This window comes from Oryzomonas japonica (assembly GCF_008802365.1).
GTDB classification, from domain to species: domain Bacteria; phylum Desulfobacterota; class Desulfuromonadia; order Geobacterales; family Pseudopelobacteraceae; genus Oryzomonas; species Oryzomonas japonica.
In genome coordinates, this window is the sequence record NZ_VZQZ01000007.1 from 13,681 (window position 1) to 32,061 (window position 18,381).

Below are 18,381 nucleotides of genomic sequence, written 5' to 3' on the forward strand. Positions count from 1 at the left end.
CCATGACCGGACACTAATCCTCCGGAGGAGGTTGTAATGTATAAAAATTGGCGAGATCTGATCAGGCCAAAACAGCTTCAAGTCGAAAAAGAATCTCTTTCAAATACATATGGTAAGTTTTACGCTGAACCTTTTGAACGCGGGTTTGGCACCACACTCGGTAACTCCTTGCGAAGGATTCTCCTGTCAACCCTCCAGGGTGCGGCCATAACTTCGGTTCGCATCAAGGGCGTTTTACACGAATTTTCCACTATTCAAGGCGTGACCGAGGACGTTACCGATATCATCCTGAATCTCAAAGGCGTGCGGCTCAAGCTGCATACCGCTGACCAGGCGACTATACGAATCGTACATAAAGGTGAAGGAATCATTACGGCGGGCGATATCCTCGTCGGTCATTCCGTAGAAGTAATGAATCCCGAACACCACATCCTGACCTGTGGCAAGGATGCCAATCTCGAGGTCGAGATGACGGTCAAGATGGGCAAGGGCTACGTCCCGGCCGATCGTAACCGCGATGAAAAGGCCCCGGTGGGCACCATCCCCATCGATGCCATCTATTCGCCCATCAAGAAGGTTAACTTCAACGTATCCAACGCCCGTGTCGGCCAGATGACGGATTACGATAAGCTGACCCTCGAAGTCTGGACCGACGGCAGTGCGAATCCCGAAGACGCGGTGGCCTATGCCGCCAAGATCATGAAGGAACAGCTGAGCATCTTCATCAATTTCGACGAAGAGTCGGAACCGGACCAGGTTGAAGAGTCCCAGGAAGAGAAGGATAAGATCAACGAAAACCTGTACCGCACGGTGGATGAACTGGAACTTTCGGTGCGGTCGGCCAACTGCCTTAAAAACGCAGGTATCAAGTTGATCGGCGAGCTGGTTTCCAAGTCCGAGGCAGAGATGCTGAAGACCCAGAACTTCGGCCGCAAATCCCTGAATGAGATCAAAGACATTCTCAGCGATATGGGGCTGACGTTCGGCATGAAGCTGGATGAATTCCCCGATCCGGAGATCATGCGCCGCCTGCGTGGCGAAAAGAAGGAAGAAGAGTAATACCCAGGATTAGCCACTCGTTTCAGAAAGGAATGCGTTATGCGTCATAACAAAGCGGGCAGGAGACTTGGCAGGAAAACGAGCCATCGCGAAGCGATGTTCCGGAATATGGTCACCTCGCTCTTGAACCATGAAAAGATCACGACAACCGATGCCAAGGCAAAGGAAATACGCTCCGTTGCCGAAAAGATGATCACTCTTGGCAAACGTGGCGATCTGCATGCCCAGCGGCAGGCTGCATCATATATCCGTGAAAAGTCCGTCGTGACGAAGCTGTTTTCGGCTATTGCTCCGCGTTACAAGGACCGCCCCGGTGGCTATACGCGCATCATAAAACTGGGTATTCGCCAGGGAGACACCGCTCCGATCTCTTTGATCGAGTTGGTGGAGGAAGAGATGAAGACCGCGAAGGCTCCGGCGACTGCTCCGAAGGCGACCAAGGCACCTGCCCGTAAGCCTGCGGCCAAGAAGGCAGCCCCTGCCGCTGCCGCGGAAGCTGCAACCGAACCGGCTGCCGTTCAGACCACGATTGTGGAGCCGGAAGAGGTGTGCGAGGCCAAGGCCGACTAAGCGCCTGCTGCTCCCCGTACGCTATATTTATGCGAAAGAGGCAAGGGTTTTCCCTTGCCTTTTTTTGTTTGTCGCGCCAACCATTTCGGCCCGCTGCGGGATCAGGTTATCAAGTCGACCACCAGCCCCTTGATGCCGATGACCTTGGCGGTTATGGCCATATTGTCCCGGTTGTCCTTAATGATGAGATTGTAGAGTTTGTCCGCCTCGGCGTTGATGACCGTGATGATCTCGAAAGTGCGCGGGTTCTGCGGCGTCCCTCCGATCTTTTCCAGGCGATAGGCTTCATTGGAAATCCTTTTGGCCAGTTGGCTCAGAAGGTCGCGGAAACGCTTGAAGTTGGGCAGAGTCGGTTCATCGGCCAGCTTGTCTCCCACCATCCCTATTTCCTGGCGCAGGTTCTCCACCTCCTGCTCATACGATGTCATATCGAACTGTTGGTTGGTCAACTCGGCTGCGAAGAGCGAACTGGTGCCGGCGCCACTCTTCACGGTGGGTGAATTCTTGCTCTGTTTCCCGAGCCCCGGCGTTGCCACAGCATCCCTGATCCGCATTCACACCTCTCCTGCCAAATCGTCATCAAACGATTACGTTGTCGGCTTTCGTCGTCGGCTCCTCAGCGCGCTGTCAGGCACGCCCCCGTCGCCTTCTCCTCGCCGCCCCATACTTGTTTCGCTTGCAACTCGGCGTCTGTCGCGCTTTTCCGCTACCATACCATACTCTCCGCCTCAGAGGCAATTGCGGCAAAAATGCAACAATCACATTTGCATCGTTTGCTGCTTGTGATATGCTTGCAGCCGTTGCCGCGCTTTACACGTCTGGAGACAAGGAGGGCTGAGCATGCTGGACTTATTGGAAAAGACGGTTATGACCGCTATCGGGGCCGCTGCCATCACCCAGAAAAAGGCCGAAGAGCTGGTAAGCGAGATGAAAGAAAAATACAAGGTCAGCGAGGATGAGGGGCGGAGTTTTGTTGACCGGGTTCAAGGCATCGCCCAGGAGAGCAAGGACAAGATCAGGGAGATGGCGGAGACCGAGGTCCGTAAGGTGGTGGACAAGCTCGGCCTGGTCTCGCGCGATGAGTATGAACGTCTGGTCGCCAGGGTGCAGGAGCTGGAAGCCCGCAACAACGGCTGAGCTTGCCGCTCGAATTCCGCGATGCCGGACCCGTGCGTACCAAGTACAGCTGGGGAGCATGGCGGCATGCTGAACGATAGCCGAAATCTGTCGATGGGAATGGCCCATGCTCTCTTTTTTCAAAATCAACCGGAATATCCGCAGCATCCGCCGCTACTGGAATATCGCCCGCGTCCTTTCCGCCTATGGCTTCGACCACGCCCTGGAGGCGATCGGTTTGAGCGATATTGCGGCCCGGGGCAGGCGGTTCCTGCGTCATGACGTCGTGGATATCGCCCGTCTCTCGGCCGCCGAACGGATGCGCCTGGCCCTGGAGGAGTTGGGGCCGACCTTCGTCAAGCTGGGGCAACTGCTCTCCACGCGGCCCGATATCATTCCCGCCCCCTTTGTGCGGGAGTTTGAAAAGCTCCAGGATCAAGTCCCCAGCTTCTCGTTTGTTGAACTGACGGCCCAGGTCGAGCGTGAACTGCATGGCCCGATACACGACTTTTTTGCCGAGATCGACCCGGAACCGCTGGCGGCAGCGTCCATCGCCCAGGTGCATCGCGCCCGCCTGCTGACGGGGGAGCAGGTGGTGATCAAGGTCCGCCGTCCCGGCGTGGTCGAATTGGTCGAGGCGGATATCGGCGCCCTGATGTCGTTGGCCCAACTGGCCGAGCGCCACATATCCGGCAGCGAGATCTACGACCCGGTGGGCGTGGTGCGCGAATTCGCCCGCACGATCCGCCGGGAGATGGACTTCACCCGCGAGGGGCACACCATCGAGAAGATCCGGGACAATTTCGCCCAGACCGGGTGGCTGCACTTCCCCCATGTCTATTGGGAACAGAGCGCCCGGGGGGTGCTGACCCTCGAGTATGTGGACGGGATCAAGGTCTCAGATCTCGGCAGGCTGGAACGGAGCGGGCTCGACCGGAGGATTATCGCCCAACGGGGCGCCGACGCCTTTCTGGAGATGGTGCTCAAGCACGGCTTTTTCCATGGGGACCCCCATCCCGGCAACGTCATGATCCTGCCGGGCAACATCATCTGCCTGCTGGACTACGGCATCGTAGGACGGCTGGATGAAGAGCTCCGAACCTTCCTGAGCGATATCCTGCTGGCGATCGTCAACCGGGACATGGATCAGGTCGCCTCCCTGCTGCTGTTTGCCGGCGATATCTCCGACAGCCTCGACGTGCGCGCCCTGAAACGGGATCTTTCGAACTTCATCGACAGCTACTATGAGATTCCGCTCAAAGAGATCGAGGTCGGGCGGATGCTGATGGAGTTCATCGAGATCATCACCCTGTACAGCATCCGCATCCAGCCCGACCTGATGCTTTTGGCAAAATCGCTGATTATCATCGAGGGGATGGGGCGCTCCCTCGACCCGGCCTTCAATATGGTGGAGCACCTGCGTCCCTTCATGGAAAAGGCCATCCGCCGGCGCATGTCACCCCGGCGGGTCGCCCACGACATCAACGCGGTTGTGGCGTCGTATCTCAGTCTGGCCCGCAATCTCCCCCGCGATCTCAAGGAACTCATCAACCGGGTCAATCGCAACAAGTTCAAGATCGACCTTGAACACCGGGGGCTGGATAAGTTTACCGCCGATTTCGACCGCTCCATCAACCGCCTCTCGTCCAGCCTCATCCTGGCGGCCCTGATCATCGGCTCGTCGATCATCATGCAGATCGAGCGGGGGCCGCAACTGTTCGGCTTGCCGGCACTTGCATTTCTGGGGTACACGGCAGCAGGGTTGATCGGGCTCTGGTGGGTCTACGGCATCATCCGTTCGGGAAGGTTGTAGCAGACAGCACGCAGAAGAAACAAGCCATGCGCCGACATGGCCCCCAAGGTGGAATCGTCTGGAATGGAATCCCAAAAACTGACAACCTATGAACGGCGAAAACGGATACGCGAGGCGGTCGTCATTGTCCTGGCGATCATCCTGATTATCTTTCTCACCAGGACGGAGATGCACCTGACCCAGTTGAGCGCCGATGCCCCCATGGGGAGCAACATCGCCATCTTCGGGGTCATCAACGTCGTCGTCATGCTGGTCATCCTGCTGGTCTACTTGGTCTGCCGCAACGTGGTGAAACTCTTTGTGGAGAGCCGCACCAACCCGTTTGCCAAGCGGTTGCGCACCAAACTGGTCCTCTCGTTCGTCGGCTTGTCCCTGGTGCCCACCATGCTGCTCTTTTTCGCCGCGGCCGGGTTCATCAACAATACGGTCCACAACTGGTTCAACGCCCAGGTCGAGACCTCCCTCAGCGAATCCCTGGAGGTTGCCCAGACCTACTACAAGAATTCGGCCTCCAACTCGCTCTATTACGGCCGCCAGATCAGCTCCTTCATCAAGTCTCAGAAGTTGCTCAACGAGGACAACCTGCCCCGGCTCAAGGAGTTGATCCGGCAAAAGCAAAAGGAGTACAACCTGGGGGTGGTGGAGGTTTATTCGGCCCAGCGGGAAGAGCTGGTCCGCTCCTCCAATCCCAATGTGCCCCTGAGCGAGTTTACCAACCCCGCCTCCGAAGATATCAAACGCGGCCTGGTGGGGGAGGAGTTGACGCGCATCAATCAGGCTGGCAAGGCCGATCTGATCAGGGGTATCGTTCCGGTCTACTCCACCTGGAACCAGAAGGACGTGGTGGGGGTCGTGGTGGTCAACTACTATGTTCCCTATTCGCTGGTCAACAAGATGAAGGAGATCACCGACTCCTATCACGAGTTCCGCCAGCTCAAGATCATGAAGAACCCGATCCGGACCGGCTATATCGCCACCCTGTTCCTCATTACCGCGGTCATCGTGTTCTTCGCCTACTGGATGGGGGTCTATCTGGCCAACAGCATGACCAAGCCGCTCCAGGACCTGGTGGACGCCACGCGCGCCGTGGCGGACGGCAATCTGGACATCCACATCGAATCCTATTCGGCCGACGAGATCGGCATGCTCATTCAGTCCTTCAACCGCATGACCGAGGACCTGCGCGGCAAGCAGCGGGCGCTCAATACCTCCAACCAGGAGTTGTCCCGCATCAACCAGGAGATCGAAGAGCGCCGGCAGTACATGGAGATTGTGCTGCGCAACGTGGCAGCCGGGGTGATCTCGGTTGACAAGGCCGGCGTGGTGACCACCATCAACAAGTCCGCCGAGCGCCTCCTGAACATCAACACCGGCAAGGTGCTGGGACGGAATTTCCGGGACGTGCTGCGGGAGAAACATCTGGAGATCGTCAAGGAGGTGGTGCGGGACCTGGCGCTCTCGAAGCAGGATACCGTCAGCCGGCAGATCTTTCTGGATATCCAGGGTTCCCGCCTGGCCCTGCACCTGCACCTCACCATGCTGCGGGACGAGGCGGGGGTCATCCTGGGGACGGTGCTGGTGCTGGACGACCTGACCCAGATGATGAAGGTCCAGCGCATGGCGGCCTGGCGCGAGGTGGCCCGGCGCATCGCCCATGAGATCAAGAACCCCCTGACCCCGATCCAACTCTCGGCCCAGCGCCTGCGCAAACGCTATCTGTCCCGTTTCAGCGGCGATGAGACGGTCTTTGACGAGTGCACCGAAATGATCATCAAATCCGTGGATGAGTTGAAGAACCTGGTCAACGAGTTCTCCAATTTCGCCCGCATGCCGGCGATCCAGCCGGAGCCCAACGATCTCAATGCCCTGATTCGCGAGACCCTGACCCTCTACCAGGAGGCCCACCGGGGGGTGGCGTTCCAGTTCGAGCCGGACGGGCAGCTGCCCCTGCTCAAGATCGACCGGGACCAGATCAAGCGGGTGATCATCAACCTGCTGGAGAACGCCGTGGCTGCCATGGAAGAGCAGGGGACGGTGGCGATCAGCAGCAGCTATGACACCGAACTGAAGATGGCGTCATTCTCCGTTGCCGACACCGGCCCCGGCATAGCGCCCGAGGACAAGCCGCGCCTGTTCGAACCCTATTTTTCCACCAAAAAATCGGGCACCGGCCTCGGGCTGGCCATTGTCAGCAGTGTCGTCACCGATCACAGCGGCTTCGTGCGGATCAAGGACAACCATCCGCGGGGCGCCTGCTTTGTCGTGGAACTGCCGGCGGCATAACGGGAGTACCGCCGCGGCAGGATCAATACCTTACTGAATGTTGAGGAGTAATGCATGTCGAAAACAATTCTCATTGTCGATGATGAAAAGGATATCAGAACATCCCTGACCGGTATCCTGGAGGACGAGGGGTATACGGTGCTTACGGCAGAGGGCGGCGTCGAGGCCCTGGAGTGCGCCCAGCAGGAGTTGCCCGACCTGGTGCTCCTGGATATATGGATGCCGGGCATGGATGGCCTGGAGACGCTGGAGAGGCTCAAGGCCCTCTTCCCCCAGATAACGGTAATCATGATCTCGGGACACGGCACCATCGAAACGGCGGTTCGCGCCACCAAGCTCGGCGCGTTCGATTTCATCGAGAAGCCGCTGTCCCTGGACAAGGTGCTCATCAGCGTGGTGAACGCCCTGCGCATGAAGGATCTGAGCGTGGAGAACGAGGAGCTCAAGCGGGTGGTGGCCAATGAGTACGAGATGATCGGTTCCGCCCCGGTGATGGCCCGGCTGCGCGAACAGATCGTGCGGGTCGCCCCCACGACCGCGTCGGTACTGGTGACCGGGGAGAACGGCACCGGCAAGGAGTTGGCGGCGCGCTCGATCCATTATTACAGCCCGCGCCACGACCGGCCCTTTGTCGCCATCAATTGCGCCGCCATACCGGAAGAGTTGATCGAGAGCGAACTTTTCGGCCACGAAAAGGGCGCCTTCACCGGCGCAACCGCCCAGAAGAAGGGCAAATTCGACCTGGCCGACGGCGGCACGCTGTTTCTGGACGAGATCGGCGACATGTCGCTCAGGACCCAGGCAAAAGTGCTGCGGATCATCCAGGAACGCTGTTTCGAACGGGTCGGCGGCACCAGGCTGGTGACGGTGGATGTGCGGATCATTGCCGCCACCAACAAGGCGCTGGACGAGGAGATCAGCCAGGGCAGGTTCCGGGAGGATCTCTATTACCGCCTGAATGTGGTGCCGTTCCGGGTCCCCGCCTTGCGGGAGCGGCGTGAGGATATCCCGTTGCTCGTGCAGTACTTTGTCGCCCAGTTCTACCGGCGGGAGGGGCGCGAGCCCAAGACCTTCCAGCCCGAGGCCCTCGGCCTGCTCGCCCGGTACGACTGGCCTGGCAATGTGCGGGAGTTGAAGAATATCGTGGAGCGCATCCTGATCATGACCCCGGGCCGTACCATTACCGGAGCCGATGTCCCCGAGCTGCGCGGAGCCCAACCCCTGCCCGACGTTCCCGACCACCGGCCGGACGGAGGACAGCCCATGGCAACCCTGCGGGAGGCCCGGGAGGGATTCGAGCGGGAGTTTATCATTCACAGGCTGGAGGAAAACGACTGGAACATCTCCCGCACCGCCGAGGTCATCGAGTTGGAGCGGAGCAACCTGCACCGGAAGATCAAGAACTACGGGATCGACGTCAGGAAATAGTTTCGGAACACGACACGGACATATCGCGCCAGAGCCCATCACAGCTCTGGCGCTGTTGTTTTAGGGGCAGGGGAGGGGGGCGCCCAGGCGAGCAGGCACAGGGCCGCCAAGCACGCCAGGCCCGCCCCGAAGTAGAACGCCGCCTGGGGCGAGGCCTTTTGCCAGATCATGCCGAACAGGAGACTGGCGGGGAGGGCGCCGACCCCCACGGCAAAGTTGTACCACCCGAAGGCGTTCCCCCGCTCGGCCGGGGCCGCCAGGTCCGTCAGATAGGCCTTTTCCGCCCCCTCGGTCATACCGTAGAACAGCCCATACCAGGCAAACAAGAGCCAGATGTGCAACTCCGATGCAGCCAGGGCAAAGCCGGCATAGGCTGTCGTATAGACCGCCCAGCCGGCGATGATCATCCCGCGCCGGCCGATCCGGTCGGACAGGGTGCCGAAAGGCATGGCCGAGAACATCTTGACGACATGGAAAAAGGTCCACAGAAGCGGTATGCGGGCCGGCGTGACGCCCAAGTGACCTGCCCGCAGGAGCAGGAAAACATCGGAGGAGTTGCCCAGGGTAAAGAGCAACAGGATCAGCAGGTAGCCCCTGATGCGCCGGGGCGGAGCCATCTTTACCGATGAAAGGCTTCCGGCGGAGACCGGGTGCGCCACGTCCCGCACCTTGAAGACGATCAGGGCCACGGCCAGGATGCCGGGAATGGCGGCTAGCCAGAAGACCGTGCGCAGGTCGCTGACGAACCACGCCATGAGGGCGGTTGCCAGCAGAGGGCCGACAATGGCGCCGGCGTGGTCGAGGGAACGGTGAAAGCCGAAGGCCTTGCCGCGCATGGCGGCGTCGGTGGAGTCGGCGATCAGCGCATCCCGGGGGGAGGTGCGGATACCCTTGCCGACCCGGTCGGAAAAGCGTACGACGAGAACGGCGAGGGGGGTGGCGGCCAGGGCGATCAGGGGGCGCGACAAGGACGACAGGGTGTAGCCGGCCAGGACGAGCCCCTTGCGGCCCCGGATACGGTCGCAGGCGATGCCCGACACCAGTTTCAAAAGTGCTGCCGTGGATTCCGCGATTCCCTCGATCATCCCCAGAAAGGCCGGCCCGGCGCCCAACACCCCGGTGATGAACAGGGGGAGCAAGGGATAGATCATCTCGCTGGAAACATCGGTCAGGAAACTGACTAGGCCGAGCATAAGGACATTGCCGCTGATACCGCTGAACATGAAAGGCCCCCGATGGGTTCTGGCGTGGGCTCGAATCGTCCCCCCTCCCTTGCCGGGAGGGGACTGCCCAAACGCTTACCAAGCTACGTCCGTTTGGATGGTAGCGCTTTAACGATATTGATTCAATACGGAAACCGGTCCGGCTTCCGCCCGGAAACAGGGCATGCTGCCTGAACAAGCGGCAGTTTCGGGACCGTTTCGCATCACTAGCGGCTGACGTTGTGGTTAAAGTTAATTATACCTGATGGTTACGGTAGTGTTGTCCGCTGGCACGCCCTGTGAATCTGTTTCGAGTGGACCACATTCGGACCAGAACGGAAGTTGCGGGGAGGCGGCATGAACGGAACAGAAGAGCAGACCACGATGATGGCGTTCGAAGAAGCGGCGGAAGAGCTTGGCACTACCGGCCTCAGGCTGCTGATGCTGCTGCGGGAGGGAACCCTGGAAGGGGTCGAGAGGGAAGACGGCTCCTGGCTGATCGCCAGGGCGTCCCTGGAACGCCTCAAAGAGCAGGGAGGGGTGCCGCCGGTCAAACAGAAGGGGTGCGCATCGTCGTGTACCGCATCCGGTTGCGCCTCCTGCTCGTGACGAAGGAGGGCGGCTAGGTGTGGCGTTCCCGAGCCGTTTCCAGAAGACAGGCGTACACCTCTTCACGCGTGACGAAGAAGCGCGGCATCTCGTTGAGGATATCCTCTAAGAGATGCAGCACCTGGCCGTCACTGCTCTCCAGGGCATCCATGACCGCCTCCATCATGGGGAGGATATCGTAGAGGTCGTCCCGGTTGAAGGGGGTCGGGTCCGGTATGCCGCTGAACTTCGGCTCCTCGCGGTTTTGCAGGTCCTTCGGATATTTGAACTTCAGGTCCGACGCTTTGACGACGATGCCCATTCCCTATTACTCCTTTTCAGTCACGTTTTGAAATTACAACAACACCAGAACGATGCCGCCGGCCACAACCGTCAGATTGCACACGGCCGAGATGCCGTGCAGTTTTGCAAACTCCCTTCGGAGCGGATGTTCCTTGGGGGTTGTGTCGAAGGACGGTATCTGCCGTTTGAGGGCAGCGGCCCGCGGCTCGATGGAAAAGGCCTGCACCGAGGTGAGGGCCAGCATGACGACCAGCAGACAGGCCGGCACGAGCGCGTTGTTGCGCATGACGAGCCGGCAGGCGAGGGCGATGGCGCCGCAGGCCAGGCCCCAGCGAAAATATCCCGGAAAGAGTATGCCGACGATCTGCCCCGCCTGGTCCCGGGAGAGCGCCTTGAAGAGCATCGGCGTCAGGATGAAGGTGAACAGGGCGATCCCGCCGGTCCAGAAGGTGATCGATAGGCGGTAGAGTATGGCTGCGATCTGCATGGCAACTCCTTCGGCGTTATGCCGGTTTTATTCGCGATTTCAATGCAACGATACACCAAGTAGGGGGAGGATGTAAATTAATCGTGGGAAAACGGCTCAGAATGATGTAGAACTAGGCCAAACTCACGTTTACGGGATGCCAAGGCATGAAACTACGTTCAAAACTGCTGTTGTCCCTTCTTGTCGCCGGCATCGCCCTGTGCCTGGCCTTGATCTTCGCCGGCCGTTGGTCTTCACCCGGCAGGCATTCCGACGCCGCCTATGTGGCGCTTCTGAACGAGGCCTATGCCGCGGTGGTCCAAAACTACGTGGAAAAGCCCGATGCCAAGAAGCTCGTCCAGAGCATGGTGGACGGCATGCTGTCCGCTCTTGACCCCCATAGCGCCTATCTGCCCCCGGAACCGTACCATGAGATGGAGGTCCAGATGGCGGGGAGCTTCGGCGGTATCGGGCTGGAATTGGGCACGAAGGACGGCAGGCTGACCGTCATCGCCCCGATCGAGGACACCCCCGCCTTCCGGGCCGGCATCCAGGGGAACGACCACATCTACAAGATCGACGGCACCCCCACGGAGCGGATGAATATCTCGGCGGCCGTCAAGCTCATGCGCGGCGAACCGGGTACGCCGGTCGTGCTGACCATCCTGCGGGGGGATTCTCCCCAGCCCCGGACCTTCCGGCTGATCCGCGCCATCATCAGGGTCAAGAGCCTCAAATCGCGACTGCTGGAGCCGGGGTACGGCCTGATACGGATCACCCAGTTCCAGGAGCGTACCGGCGATGAATTCAGCCAGGCGCTGCAGGGGCTCCGCGCCGCTTCCGGCGGCAAACTCAAGGGGCTGGTCATCGACCTGCGCTACAACCCGGGCGGTTTGCTGGAGTCTTCGGTGCAGGTGGTCAATAACTTTATCGGCGACGATGCCGCAAAGACGCTGATCGTATCCATCAGGGGACGCTCTCCGGATGCCACCCAGAATTTTCAAGCCTCCCTGGGCCCCAAGGAACCCCACTATCCGATCGTCGTGCTGATCAACGGCGGCAGCGCCAGCGCTTCCGAGATCGTGGCCGGCGCGCTCCAGGATCACCACCGGGCCATCATCATGGGGAAACAGAGCTTTGGCAAAGGGTCGGTGCAGAGCATCTTCCCGCTGCGGGACAAGGGGGCGCTCAAGCTGACCACGGCGCGGTACTATACCCCCAGCGGCCGTTCCATCCAGGCAAAGGGGATCACGCCGGATATCGAGGTCGGCACCAGAGGGCCGATGGCCGACAAGGATGCCGGCAAGGGGGCGGAGCTCAGGGAAAAGGATCTGGAAAACAGGTTGGAACCGAGTGGCGAGGAAAGGGACGCGGAAGTGGAGCCGACAACTCCCCGTGGTGCGAAGAAGGGGGCTGCCGATACGGCCAGGGATTATCAGCTGAGCCGCGCACTGGAACTCCTGCGCTCCTTGGATTTGATGCGGGAAAAGGGTGTTGCCGCTATGCCGTGACGATTGTCCGGGAAGCGAGGGTCACGAAAGGCCCCGGTTGCGGAATATCCGCATCAACAGCACCCCCAGTACGGAGAGGCAGAGCCCGGCGCAGAGAAACAGGTATCCGATGGCGCGCCCCTCGCCCCATCCCCACAGGTCGCGCCCTCTCATGAACATGATCAACGCGACGCCGGCGAAGGTGCCGATACCGCCGATAATATATACCGCAAAGGCCACTATGGCCAAACCGATCCCGCGTGAACCCGCCATGTACTGTTCCTCCCTTGCTTCTTCGTCTGCTGGGGCACGGGGGGCTTAGAGCCCTCCCAACTCCCGGAGTTTTGCGCCCATATCCGTTTCGCGCATCAGCGACTCGCCGACCAGAAAAGCGCGTGCGCCGTCGGCGGCCAGGCGCTCAATGTCCGAGCGGGAGTTGATGCCGCTCTCGGCCACCAGCAGCCGGTCGGGGGGGAGCATACTGGCCAGGCGGGCCGTTGTGCCTAGATCGATGGCAAAGGTGCGCAGGTTGCGGTTATTGACGCCGATGAGGGTGCAATCGGTCCGGAGCGCCGCTTCCATCTCCGCCTCGTCGTGGACCTCCAACAACACATCCAGGTACAGCCCCTTCGCGATGGCGTGGAACTCCTGCAATTGCCCCAGGTCGAGGGAGGCGGCGATCAGGAGGATGGCATCGGCCCCGGCGGCGCGGGCCTCGTAGATCTGGTACGGATCGACGATGAAGTCCTTGCGCAAGAGCGGCAGGCTGACCGTCTCGCGGATCAGGGCCAGCAGGCGCAGGTGCCCCATGAAGAACTGCTCGTCGGTCAGCACCGACAGGCAGGTTGCGCCGTTTGCCTGGTACACCTCGGCTATCTCCAGAGGGTCGAACGCCTCCCGGATGAGCCCTTTGCTGGGGGAGCCCTTCTTTACCTCGGCGATGATGGCGGTCCAATCCGAGGCCACGGCACTCCGCAGGGCCCGTTCGAAGCCGCGCGGCGTATCCTCCAGATCGGCGATGCGGGCCTGGAGTTCGGCCAGCGGTGTGGCCGCCCGGGCCGCCGCCACCTCTTCCCGTTTGTGTCCGTTGATCTTTTTCAGCACATCGGCTGTGTCGTTATTCATGCGCGGCCCTGCGTCTTTCCTTGGTTTTACTCCCGGCGTTCGGGACGGAACGGGATAAAAGAATCATTCTCCCTGGTTCGTCAACGCCACCAGCTTCTCGAGCTGTCCCATGGCGCGGCCCGAATCAATGGCCTCGGCGGCCAGGGCGAGCCCCTCGGCCGGTGTGGCGGCCTTGCCGGCAGCCATAAGGGCATAGGCGGCGTTCAACAGGACGATATCCCGCCGGGCCCCTTTTTCCCCTGACAGGACCGAACGCACGATGGCGGCGTTGGCGGTGGCGTCGCCCCCCCTGAGGATATCCATGGAGCAGCGGGTAAGCCCCACCTGCTCCGGGGTAACCGTCATCAGGCGCACCCCTGCCGGAGTGACCTCGCCCACCAGGGTCTCGCCGGTCAGGGTCATCTCGTCCATGCCGTCGCTGCCGTACACCACGAAGCCGTGCTTGCAGCCCAAACGTTTCAGGACCCCGGCCAGTTTTTCCACCAAGTCGGCCCGGTAGACCCCCATGACCTGGCAATCGGCCCCGGCCGGGTTGGTGAGGGGCCCCAGAATGTTGAAGATGGTGCGGATGCCGATCTCGCGGCGCGGACCGATGGCGTACTTCATGGCGCCGTGCAGCGCCGGGGCGAACAGGAAACCGATGCCGATATCGGCGATGCATTTCTCCACTGTTTCCGGGGTGACGTCCAGGTTGATGCCCAGATTTTCAAGCACGTCGGCGCTGCCGCAGGCCGAGGAAACCGAACGGTTGCCGTGCTTGGCAACCTTGACGCCGCAGGCCGAGACCACGAACGACACGGTGGTGGATATGTTGAAGGTGTTGGTGCCGTCACCGCCGGTGCCCACCACGTCCAAGATGGTCTCCCGGTCGATGTTGATGTCGTCCCGATCGATCCCCAACACATTGCGGCCGACCCTGATCTGTGTGGCCCGTTCGCGCATGACCCGGGCGGCGCCGGCGATCTCCTCCACCGTCTCGCCCTTCATGCGCAGGGCGGTGATAAACGAGCCGATCTGGGCCTGGGTGCATTCGCCCGACATGATCTGGTTCATTACCTCGATCATCTCACCTTCGGAGAGGTCCTGCCTCTCGACGATCTTTGCTATGGCTTTTCTGATCATGGTCTTACTCTTCTCCTCCGTTCCGCTGAAGGGAGAACGGTTGTGATGACAATAAAAAATGGGGATGTAGAATCATCCCCATCGTTGTGATATGTGGTTACGGCGGTACGAAGCCTAGCGGCCTTCCTTGATCTTGAGGATGGCTTCCCTGATCATGACCTCGGCCAGATCCGGCACGATCTCCCACACGATCCGCTCGATCACCTCTTTCGAAGCGCCGGCAATGGCGGCTCTGAGCTGTTCTTCGCTTATGGCGGCGGCTTGGGGGAGAGGAGCCGGCGCGCTCGCTTCGACAACAGCGGCAGGGGGGGATACTTCGAAAGATTCATGGACCGGCGCGGCACTGGGGACCGGTTCGAAGGGGGGAGGCTGTGGGACGGTCTCCCCGAAGGAGATATCGCCGAAAGCGGCCTCATGTGCCGGAGGCTCAGGTTCGGAAAAGGCGGCGGCTTCCGAGTGGAATTCGAAGGTCTGCTCCTCGACGGGAATCCATTGGGAACCGGTGCTCGCGGGCGCAACCGGAGGCTGGATGGCCTCAAATTCGGGCTCTTCGTGGGCCCTGGAGAAAACGTCGCCCTGTTCTTCAACCGTTTCAAACGCCGCCGCTGCGGGGGGGGCGAACGTTGCTGGTGCGGGCGGCTCGAAAACAGGAGCCGGAGGCGGTTCGAATGCCGCAGCCGGTGGTGGTTCGAAAGCATGTGTCGCGGCAGCGACCGCCGCCGCGGGTTCTTCGACGGGGGTGAAGGCGCCCCAGATGTCACCCGGTTTGGCACTCTCCGTGGGCGCAGCTGCAGCCGAAACCGGGGCGGAGGCCGCCAGGGGAGGGGCCTCGAACGCGGGAGCTTCCTGAACCGGTTGGGACAACGCGGCGGCTGAGACGCGGGATGCCCCCTGGTCAAAGAGCGCTTTTACTTTGGTGACGATCTGTTGGGATTCAAAGGGCTTGGCAAGGAAGTCGTCGGCCCCGCAGCTTTTGGCCTTGTTCTCATCAAACGGTTCAAAGGAACCGGTCAGGAGCAGGATCGGTTTTGCGGCCAGGGCAGGGGTGGCGCGTACGGCTTCGCAGACCTCGTAGCCGGTCATGCCCGGCATGACCGCATCGATAAGCAAAACGTCGGGCAGAATCTCCCGAGCCTTGTCGAGAGCGTCCTTGCCGTTGTCAACTACCGTGAGGGAATAGTCATCGCCGCCGAAAATGATGCCAATCACTTTCTGGATGGTGATGCTGTCATCGGCAAGGAGAATTTTGATGCCCATCGTTCCCTCCCTTGTGCGCGCGTACGATGTGTGTGGAAGCGCGAAGAAAGCTACCATACGGCTGTTAAGGTGTCAAGGTTTAAGCAGTTCAATGACTTTGGACCGATTCGGTGGAACGGTTTTGGCATGGGACGAGAACACCGCAACGGAGATGGTGGAGATGTCGCTCCGTAACTGGTTGAATAATCGGATATCCCGATAATCGAGACGGTTGGTCAGGAGGATGACGAACAGGTCTCGTTGGGGGTCGATCCAGACGGATGAACCGCTGTAGCCGGTATGGCCGAAGGACATCTCGGAAAAGAAGTCCCCCCGGGGCGCCGAGTAGGGGGATTCCATGTCCCAGCCGAGGCCGCGCACCACGGCGCCGTTGCTGTAAAAATAGGGGGCCGTCATCTGGCGCACGACCCGCTCCGAAAAGATGCGTTTGCCGTCAAGTTGCCCGCCCCCCAGCAGCATGCGGGCAAAACGGGCCAGGTCTTGGGCCGAGCTGAACAGGCCCGCATGCCCCGCCACGCCGCCCAGGCGGCGGGCGACTTCGTCCTGGACGATGCCGGTGAGGTATTCGCGGGCCGAACCGAGGGTCGGCGCGATGGAGGGGATGCGTTCCGCCGGTGGCAGGAACATGGTATCGGTCATGGCCAGGGGGCCGTAGAGGTTGTCATGGCAGTAACGGTCCAGGGAGGCCCCGGTAACGCGCCGCACCAGTTCGCCCAGCAGGATGAAGTTGGTGTCGGCATAGCGAAAGCGGTTACCCGGCAGCCGCCACTGCTTTTCGGAGGCAGCCATCCGAATGACCTCGTTCAGGGGAGCGCCGCCGGAGATGGCGCTGTCGTCCAGGCCCGAGGTATGGGTCAGCAGGTTGAGGATGGTGATGTCCTCGCGTCCACTCCCTTCGAATTCCGGGAACCAGCGGGTGAGCGGGTCGGTCAGATTGATGGCCCCTGTTTCCAGCAGTTTCATCACCGCCGGAGTGGTTGCGAATACCTTGGTCAGGGAGGCTATGTCGAACATGGTCCGTTCGGTGAGCGGTGCCGAGTCTGCAGTCGGAAACCGTCCGCCCCGTGCCGACCGGTACAGGACGCCGTCGTGGTTCCCCACCACCACCACGCCTCCGGCGATCAGGCCGCGGGAAATGGCTTGTTCCAGGAGAAAATCGATGGTGGCGGTCCGACCGGCGTCCATCGGGTCATCGGAGGCGTGCAGCAACGGGGAGCATGAGATGAGGGAGAAGATTATGAGAAGTGTGCTGAGTATGCGCACGGTGAACCTTTCCATGGTTCGAACGTGAAAAAGCCCCCGTCAGGGGGCTTTCCAAGGGAACTTTACCGGTCTCGGCGCATCAGGAGCGGTAATCGGCGTTGATGTTCACATACTCGTGGGACAGGTCCGAGGTGTAGACCGTTGCGGCCCCGGCCCCCAGGCCGAGATCGACGCTGACGGTGAATTCCTTCTTCCTGAGTACCTCGGTGCCGAGCGCTTCGGCGTCGCCGCCGGCGAAGACGCCGTGTTTTGCCATGCAGACCGTGTCGAAACAGAGGGAAAGGAGCGATTGGTCAACCTCTGCCCCCGAGTAGCCCACAGCGGCAAAGATACGGCCCCAGTTGGCGTCCTGGCCGAAGAAGGCGGTCTTTACCAGGCTGGAGTTGGCGACGGCCATGGCCGCCCGCTTGGCGTCGGCATCGCTTTTGGCCCCGGTGACCCGGATTTCCACGAATTTGGTGGCGCCTTCCCCATCCTTCACGATCTGTTTGGCCAGGGAGAGCAGCACGTCCCGCAACAGGGCCTCGAACGCCAGGGCTTCAGGTGTTTCCCCCGCAATGGCCTGGTTTCCCGCCATGCCGTTGGCCAGCACCAGGCAGGTATCGTTCGTGGAGGTGTCGCCGTCCACAGTGATGGCGTTGAAGGATGTCGCCACCGCGCGTCGGAAGCATCTGTCCAGGGTTTGGGCTTCCACGGCAGCGTCGGTGATGATGAAGGAGAGCATGGTCGCCATGTTGGGCATGATCATGCCGGAGCCCTTGGCAATACCTGCCACCGTGTAGCTGACTCCGCCCGCCTGACCGCTCCTGGCCTCCATCTTGGGGAAGGTGTCGGTGGTCATGATGGCTTCGGCAACGTCATCCAGGGTGCCGGAGGTCAGTCCCTCAACCAGGGCCGGGATTGCCGCCCGCATCCTGTCCATGGGGAGTTGTACGCCGATTACCCCGGTGGAAGAAACCTGAACCGCCTCGTCCGGGAGCCCCAGCCCCTCGGCAACCAGGCGCGAGGTCTCCCGGGCCGCCCGCATCCCCTGTTCGCCGGTGCAGGCATTGGCGTTGCCGCTGTTGACCACCAGGGCCTGGGCCCGACCGCCTGCGATCCGCTCTGCGGAGAGCAGTACCGGTGCCGCTTTGACGGCATTGGTGGTGAACACCGCCGCCGCCTGGGCCGGCACCTCGGAAAAAATCAGGGCCAGGTCTTTTCTGCCCTGCTTCTTGATGGCCGCTTCGACGGCCGAGAATTGAAAGCCTTTTATGTCCATGACGTAACCTCGAAAAACATCTCGTAGTTTGGAAA

General features: G+C 60.9%; 18 protein-coding genes. 8 read left to right on the plus strand and 10 right to left on the minus strand.

Annotation, left to right across the window (positions count from 1 at the left end; all coding sequences use genetic code 11):
- Window positions 1–36: 36 nt before the first annotated feature.
- Window positions 37–1,059 (plus strand): DNA-directed RNA polymerase subunit alpha, encoded by a 1,023-nt coding sequence (locus F6V25_RS11330; protein WP_151128678.1) that lies wholly within the window; start codon window positions 37–39, stop codon window positions 1,057–1,059.
- A 39-nt stretch (window positions 1,060–1,098) separates the two neighbouring features.
- Window positions 1,099–1,629, plus strand: a complete 531-nt coding sequence (gene rplQ / locus F6V25_RS11335) for a 50S ribosomal protein L17 (protein WP_151128679.1) — start codon at window positions 1,099–1,101, stop codon at window positions 1,627–1,629.
- A gap of 101 nt (window positions 1,630–1,730) precedes the next feature.
- Here rplQ and F6V25_RS11340 read toward each other — a convergent pair whose 3' ends face one another.
- Window positions 1,731–2,183 (minus strand): YaaR family protein, encoded by a 453-nt coding sequence (locus F6V25_RS11340; RefSeq protein WP_151128680.1) that lies wholly within the window; start codon window positions 2,181–2,183, stop codon window positions 1,731–1,733.
- A 286-nt stretch (window positions 2,184–2,469) separates the two neighbouring features.
- On the opposite strand from F6V25_RS11340, the gene F6V25_RS11345 reads away from it, so the two are divergent.
- The 4 genes from F6V25_RS11345 to F6V25_RS11360 all read left to right on the plus strand — a co-directional run bounded on the left by F6V25_RS11345 (window position 2,470) and on the right by F6V25_RS11360 (window position 8,269).
- Complete coding sequence (locus F6V25_RS11345) at window positions 2,470–2,766, plus strand: phasin family protein (protein ID WP_151128681.1); 297 nt, start codon at window positions 2,470–2,472, stop codon at window positions 2,764–2,766.
- A 106-nt stretch (window positions 2,767–2,872) separates the two neighbouring features.
- On the plus strand, window positions 2,873–4,558 hold the full coding sequence (locus tag F6V25_RS11350) for an ABC1 kinase family protein (protein WP_151128682.1): 1,686 nt from the start codon (window positions 2,873–2,875) through the stop codon (window positions 4,556–4,558).
- A gap of 63 nt (window positions 4,559–4,621) precedes the next feature.
- Complete coding sequence (locus F6V25_RS11355) at window positions 4,622–6,841, plus strand: sensor histidine kinase (protein WP_151128683.1); 2,220 nt, start codon at window positions 4,622–4,624, stop codon at window positions 6,839–6,841.
- Window positions 6,842–6,895: 54 nt separating this feature from the next.
- Window positions 6,896–8,269 carry a sigma-54-dependent transcriptional regulator gene (locus F6V25_RS11360; protein ID WP_151128684.1) on the plus strand — a complete coding sequence of 458 codons (1,374 nt, stop codon included), beginning with the start codon at window positions 6,896–6,898 and terminating at the stop codon, window positions 8,267–8,269.
- Between the two features lie 38 nt (window positions 8,270–8,307).
- Here F6V25_RS11360 and F6V25_RS11365 read toward each other — a convergent pair whose 3' ends face one another.
- Window positions 8,308–9,492 (minus strand): MFS transporter, encoded by a 1,185-nt coding sequence (locus F6V25_RS11365; protein WP_151128685.1) that lies wholly within the window; start codon window positions 9,490–9,492, stop codon window positions 8,308–8,310.
- 336 nt (window positions 9,493–9,828) lie between these two features.
- Between F6V25_RS11365 and F6V25_RS11370 the strand changes: the two genes are divergently transcribed.
- The gene (locus tag F6V25_RS11370; protein ID WP_151128686.1) at window positions 9,829–10,080 is read left to right on the plus strand and encodes a hypothetical protein; all 252 of its coding nucleotides are present in this window, start codon (window positions 9,829–9,831) and stop codon (window positions 10,078–10,080) included.
- Between the two features lie 13 nt (window positions 10,081–10,093).
- On the opposite strand, the gene F6V25_RS11375 is transcribed toward F6V25_RS11370, so the two are convergent.
- Window positions 10,094–10,381, minus strand: coding sequence for a hypothetical protein (locus F6V25_RS11375; protein WP_151128687.1), 288 nt, complete (start codon window positions 10,379–10,381; stop codon window positions 10,094–10,096).
- A gap of 33 nt (window positions 10,382–10,414) precedes the next feature.
- Window positions 10,415–10,849 (minus strand): DUF4149 domain-containing protein, encoded by a 435-nt coding sequence (locus F6V25_RS11380; RefSeq protein WP_151128688.1) that lies wholly within the window; start codon window positions 10,847–10,849, stop codon window positions 10,415–10,417.
- Window positions 10,850–10,995: 146 nt separating this feature from the next.
- Between F6V25_RS11380 and F6V25_RS11385 the strand changes: the two genes are divergently transcribed.
- Window positions 10,996–12,339, plus strand: a complete 1,344-nt coding sequence (locus F6V25_RS11385) for a S41 family peptidase (RefSeq protein ID WP_151128689.1) — start codon at window positions 10,996–10,998, stop codon at window positions 12,337–12,339.
- Between the two features lie 21 nt (window positions 12,340–12,360).
- On the opposite strand, the gene F6V25_RS11390 is transcribed toward F6V25_RS11385, so the two are convergent.
- From F6V25_RS11390 to argJ, 6 genes are all read right to left on the minus strand, one after another.
- On the minus strand, window positions 12,361–12,591 hold the full coding sequence (locus tag F6V25_RS11390; RefSeq protein WP_151128690.1) for a hypothetical protein: 231 nt from the start codon (window positions 12,589–12,591) through the stop codon (window positions 12,361–12,363).
- A 45-nt stretch (window positions 12,592–12,636) separates the two neighbouring features.
- On the minus strand, window positions 12,637–13,443 hold the full coding sequence (gene trpC / locus F6V25_RS11395) for an indole-3-glycerol phosphate synthase TrpC (RefSeq protein ID WP_151128691.1): 807 nt from the start codon (window positions 13,441–13,443) through the stop codon (window positions 12,637–12,639).
- 63 nt (window positions 13,444–13,506) lie between these two features.
- The gene (gene trpD, locus F6V25_RS11400; protein ID WP_151128692.1) at window positions 13,507–14,565 is read right to left on the minus strand and encodes an anthranilate phosphoribosyltransferase; all 1,059 of its coding nucleotides are present in this window, start codon (window positions 14,563–14,565) and stop codon (window positions 13,507–13,509) included.
- A gap of 114 nt (window positions 14,566–14,679) precedes the next feature.
- Window positions 14,680–15,822 (minus strand): response regulator, encoded by a 1,143-nt coding sequence (locus tag F6V25_RS11405; RefSeq protein ID WP_151128693.1) that lies wholly within the window; start codon window positions 15,820–15,822, stop codon window positions 14,680–14,682.
- 72 nt (window positions 15,823–15,894) lie between these two features.
- Window positions 15,895–17,100, minus strand: coding sequence for a serine hydrolase domain-containing protein (locus F6V25_RS11410; protein ID WP_151128694.1), 1,206 nt, complete (start codon window positions 17,098–17,100; stop codon window positions 15,895–15,897).
- A 64-nt stretch (window positions 17,101–17,164) separates the two neighbouring features.
- Window positions 17,165–18,346 (minus strand): bifunctional glutamate N-acetyltransferase/amino-acid acetyltransferase ArgJ, encoded by a 1,182-nt coding sequence (gene argJ, locus F6V25_RS11415; RefSeq protein ID WP_151128695.1) that lies wholly within the window; start codon window positions 18,344–18,346, stop codon window positions 17,165–17,167.
- Window positions 18,347–18,381 lie beyond the last annotated feature (35 nt).

Excerpts from the sequence above, each read along its gene's own strand:
- F6V25_RS11360 (WP_151128684.1), top strand. The coding sequence starts at position 6,896 with ATGTCGAAAACAATTCTCATTGTCGATGATGAAAAGGATATCAGAACA.
- F6V25_RS11340 (WP_151128680.1), bottom strand. The coding sequence starts at position 2,183 with ATGCGGATCAGGGATGCTGTGGCAACGCCGGGGCTCGGGAAACAGAGC.
- F6V25_RS11350 (WP_151128682.1), top strand. The coding sequence starts at position 2,873 with ATGCTCTCTTTTTTCAAAATCAACCGGAATATCCGCAGCATCCGCCGC.
- F6V25_RS11375 (WP_151128687.1), bottom strand. The coding sequence starts at position 10,381 with ATGGGCATCGTCGTCAAAGCGTCGGACCTGAAGTTCAAATATCCGAAG.
- F6V25_RS11355 (WP_151128683.1), top strand. The coding sequence starts at position 4,622 with ATGGAATCCCAAAAACTGACAACCTATGAACGGCGAAAACGGATACGC.
- trpD (WP_151128692.1), bottom strand. The coding sequence starts at position 14,565 with ATGATCAGAAAAGCCATAGCAAAGATCGTCGAGAGGCAGGACCTCTCC.
- F6V25_RS11370 (WP_151128686.1), top strand. The coding sequence starts at position 9,829 with ATGAACGGAACAGAAGAGCAGACCACGATGATGGCGTTCGAAGAAGCG.
- trpC (WP_151128691.1), bottom strand. The coding sequence starts at position 13,443 with ATGAATAACGACACAGCCGATGTGCTGAAAAAGATCAACGGACACAAA.
- F6V25_RS11390 (WP_151128690.1), bottom strand. The coding sequence starts at position 12,591 with ATGGCGGGTTCACGCGGGATCGGTTTGGCCATAGTGGCCTTTGCGGTA.
- F6V25_RS11385 (WP_151128689.1), top strand. The coding sequence starts at position 10,996 with ATGAAACTACGTTCAAAACTGCTGTTGTCCCTTCTTGTCGCCGGCATC.
- F6V25_RS11410 (WP_151128694.1), bottom strand. The coding sequence starts at position 17,100 with ATGGAAAGGTTCACCGTGCGCATACTCAGCACACTTCTCATAATCTTC.
- F6V25_RS11330 (WP_151128678.1), top strand. The coding sequence starts at position 37 with ATGTATAAAAATTGGCGAGATCTGATCAGGCCAAAACAGCTTCAAGTC.
- F6V25_RS11380 (WP_151128688.1), bottom strand. The coding sequence starts at position 10,849 with ATGCAGATCGCAGCCATACTCTACCGCCTATCGATCACCTTCTGGACC.
- F6V25_RS11345 (WP_151128681.1), top strand. The coding sequence starts at position 2,470 with ATGCTGGACTTATTGGAAAAGACGGTTATGACCGCTATCGGGGCCGCT.
- F6V25_RS11365 (WP_151128685.1), bottom strand. The coding sequence starts at position 9,492 with ATGTTCAGCGGTATCAGCGGCAATGTCCTTATGCTCGGCCTAGTCAGT.
- argJ (WP_151128695.1), bottom strand. The coding sequence starts at position 18,346 with ATGGACATAAAAGGCTTTCAATTCTCGGCCGTCGAAGCGGCCATCAAG.
- F6V25_RS11405 (WP_151128693.1), bottom strand. The coding sequence starts at position 15,822 with ATGGGCATCAAAATTCTCCTTGCCGATGACAGCATCACCATCCAGAAA.
- rplQ (WP_151128679.1), top strand. The coding sequence starts at position 1,099 with ATGCGTCATAACAAAGCGGGCAGGAGACTTGGCAGGAAAACGAGCCAT.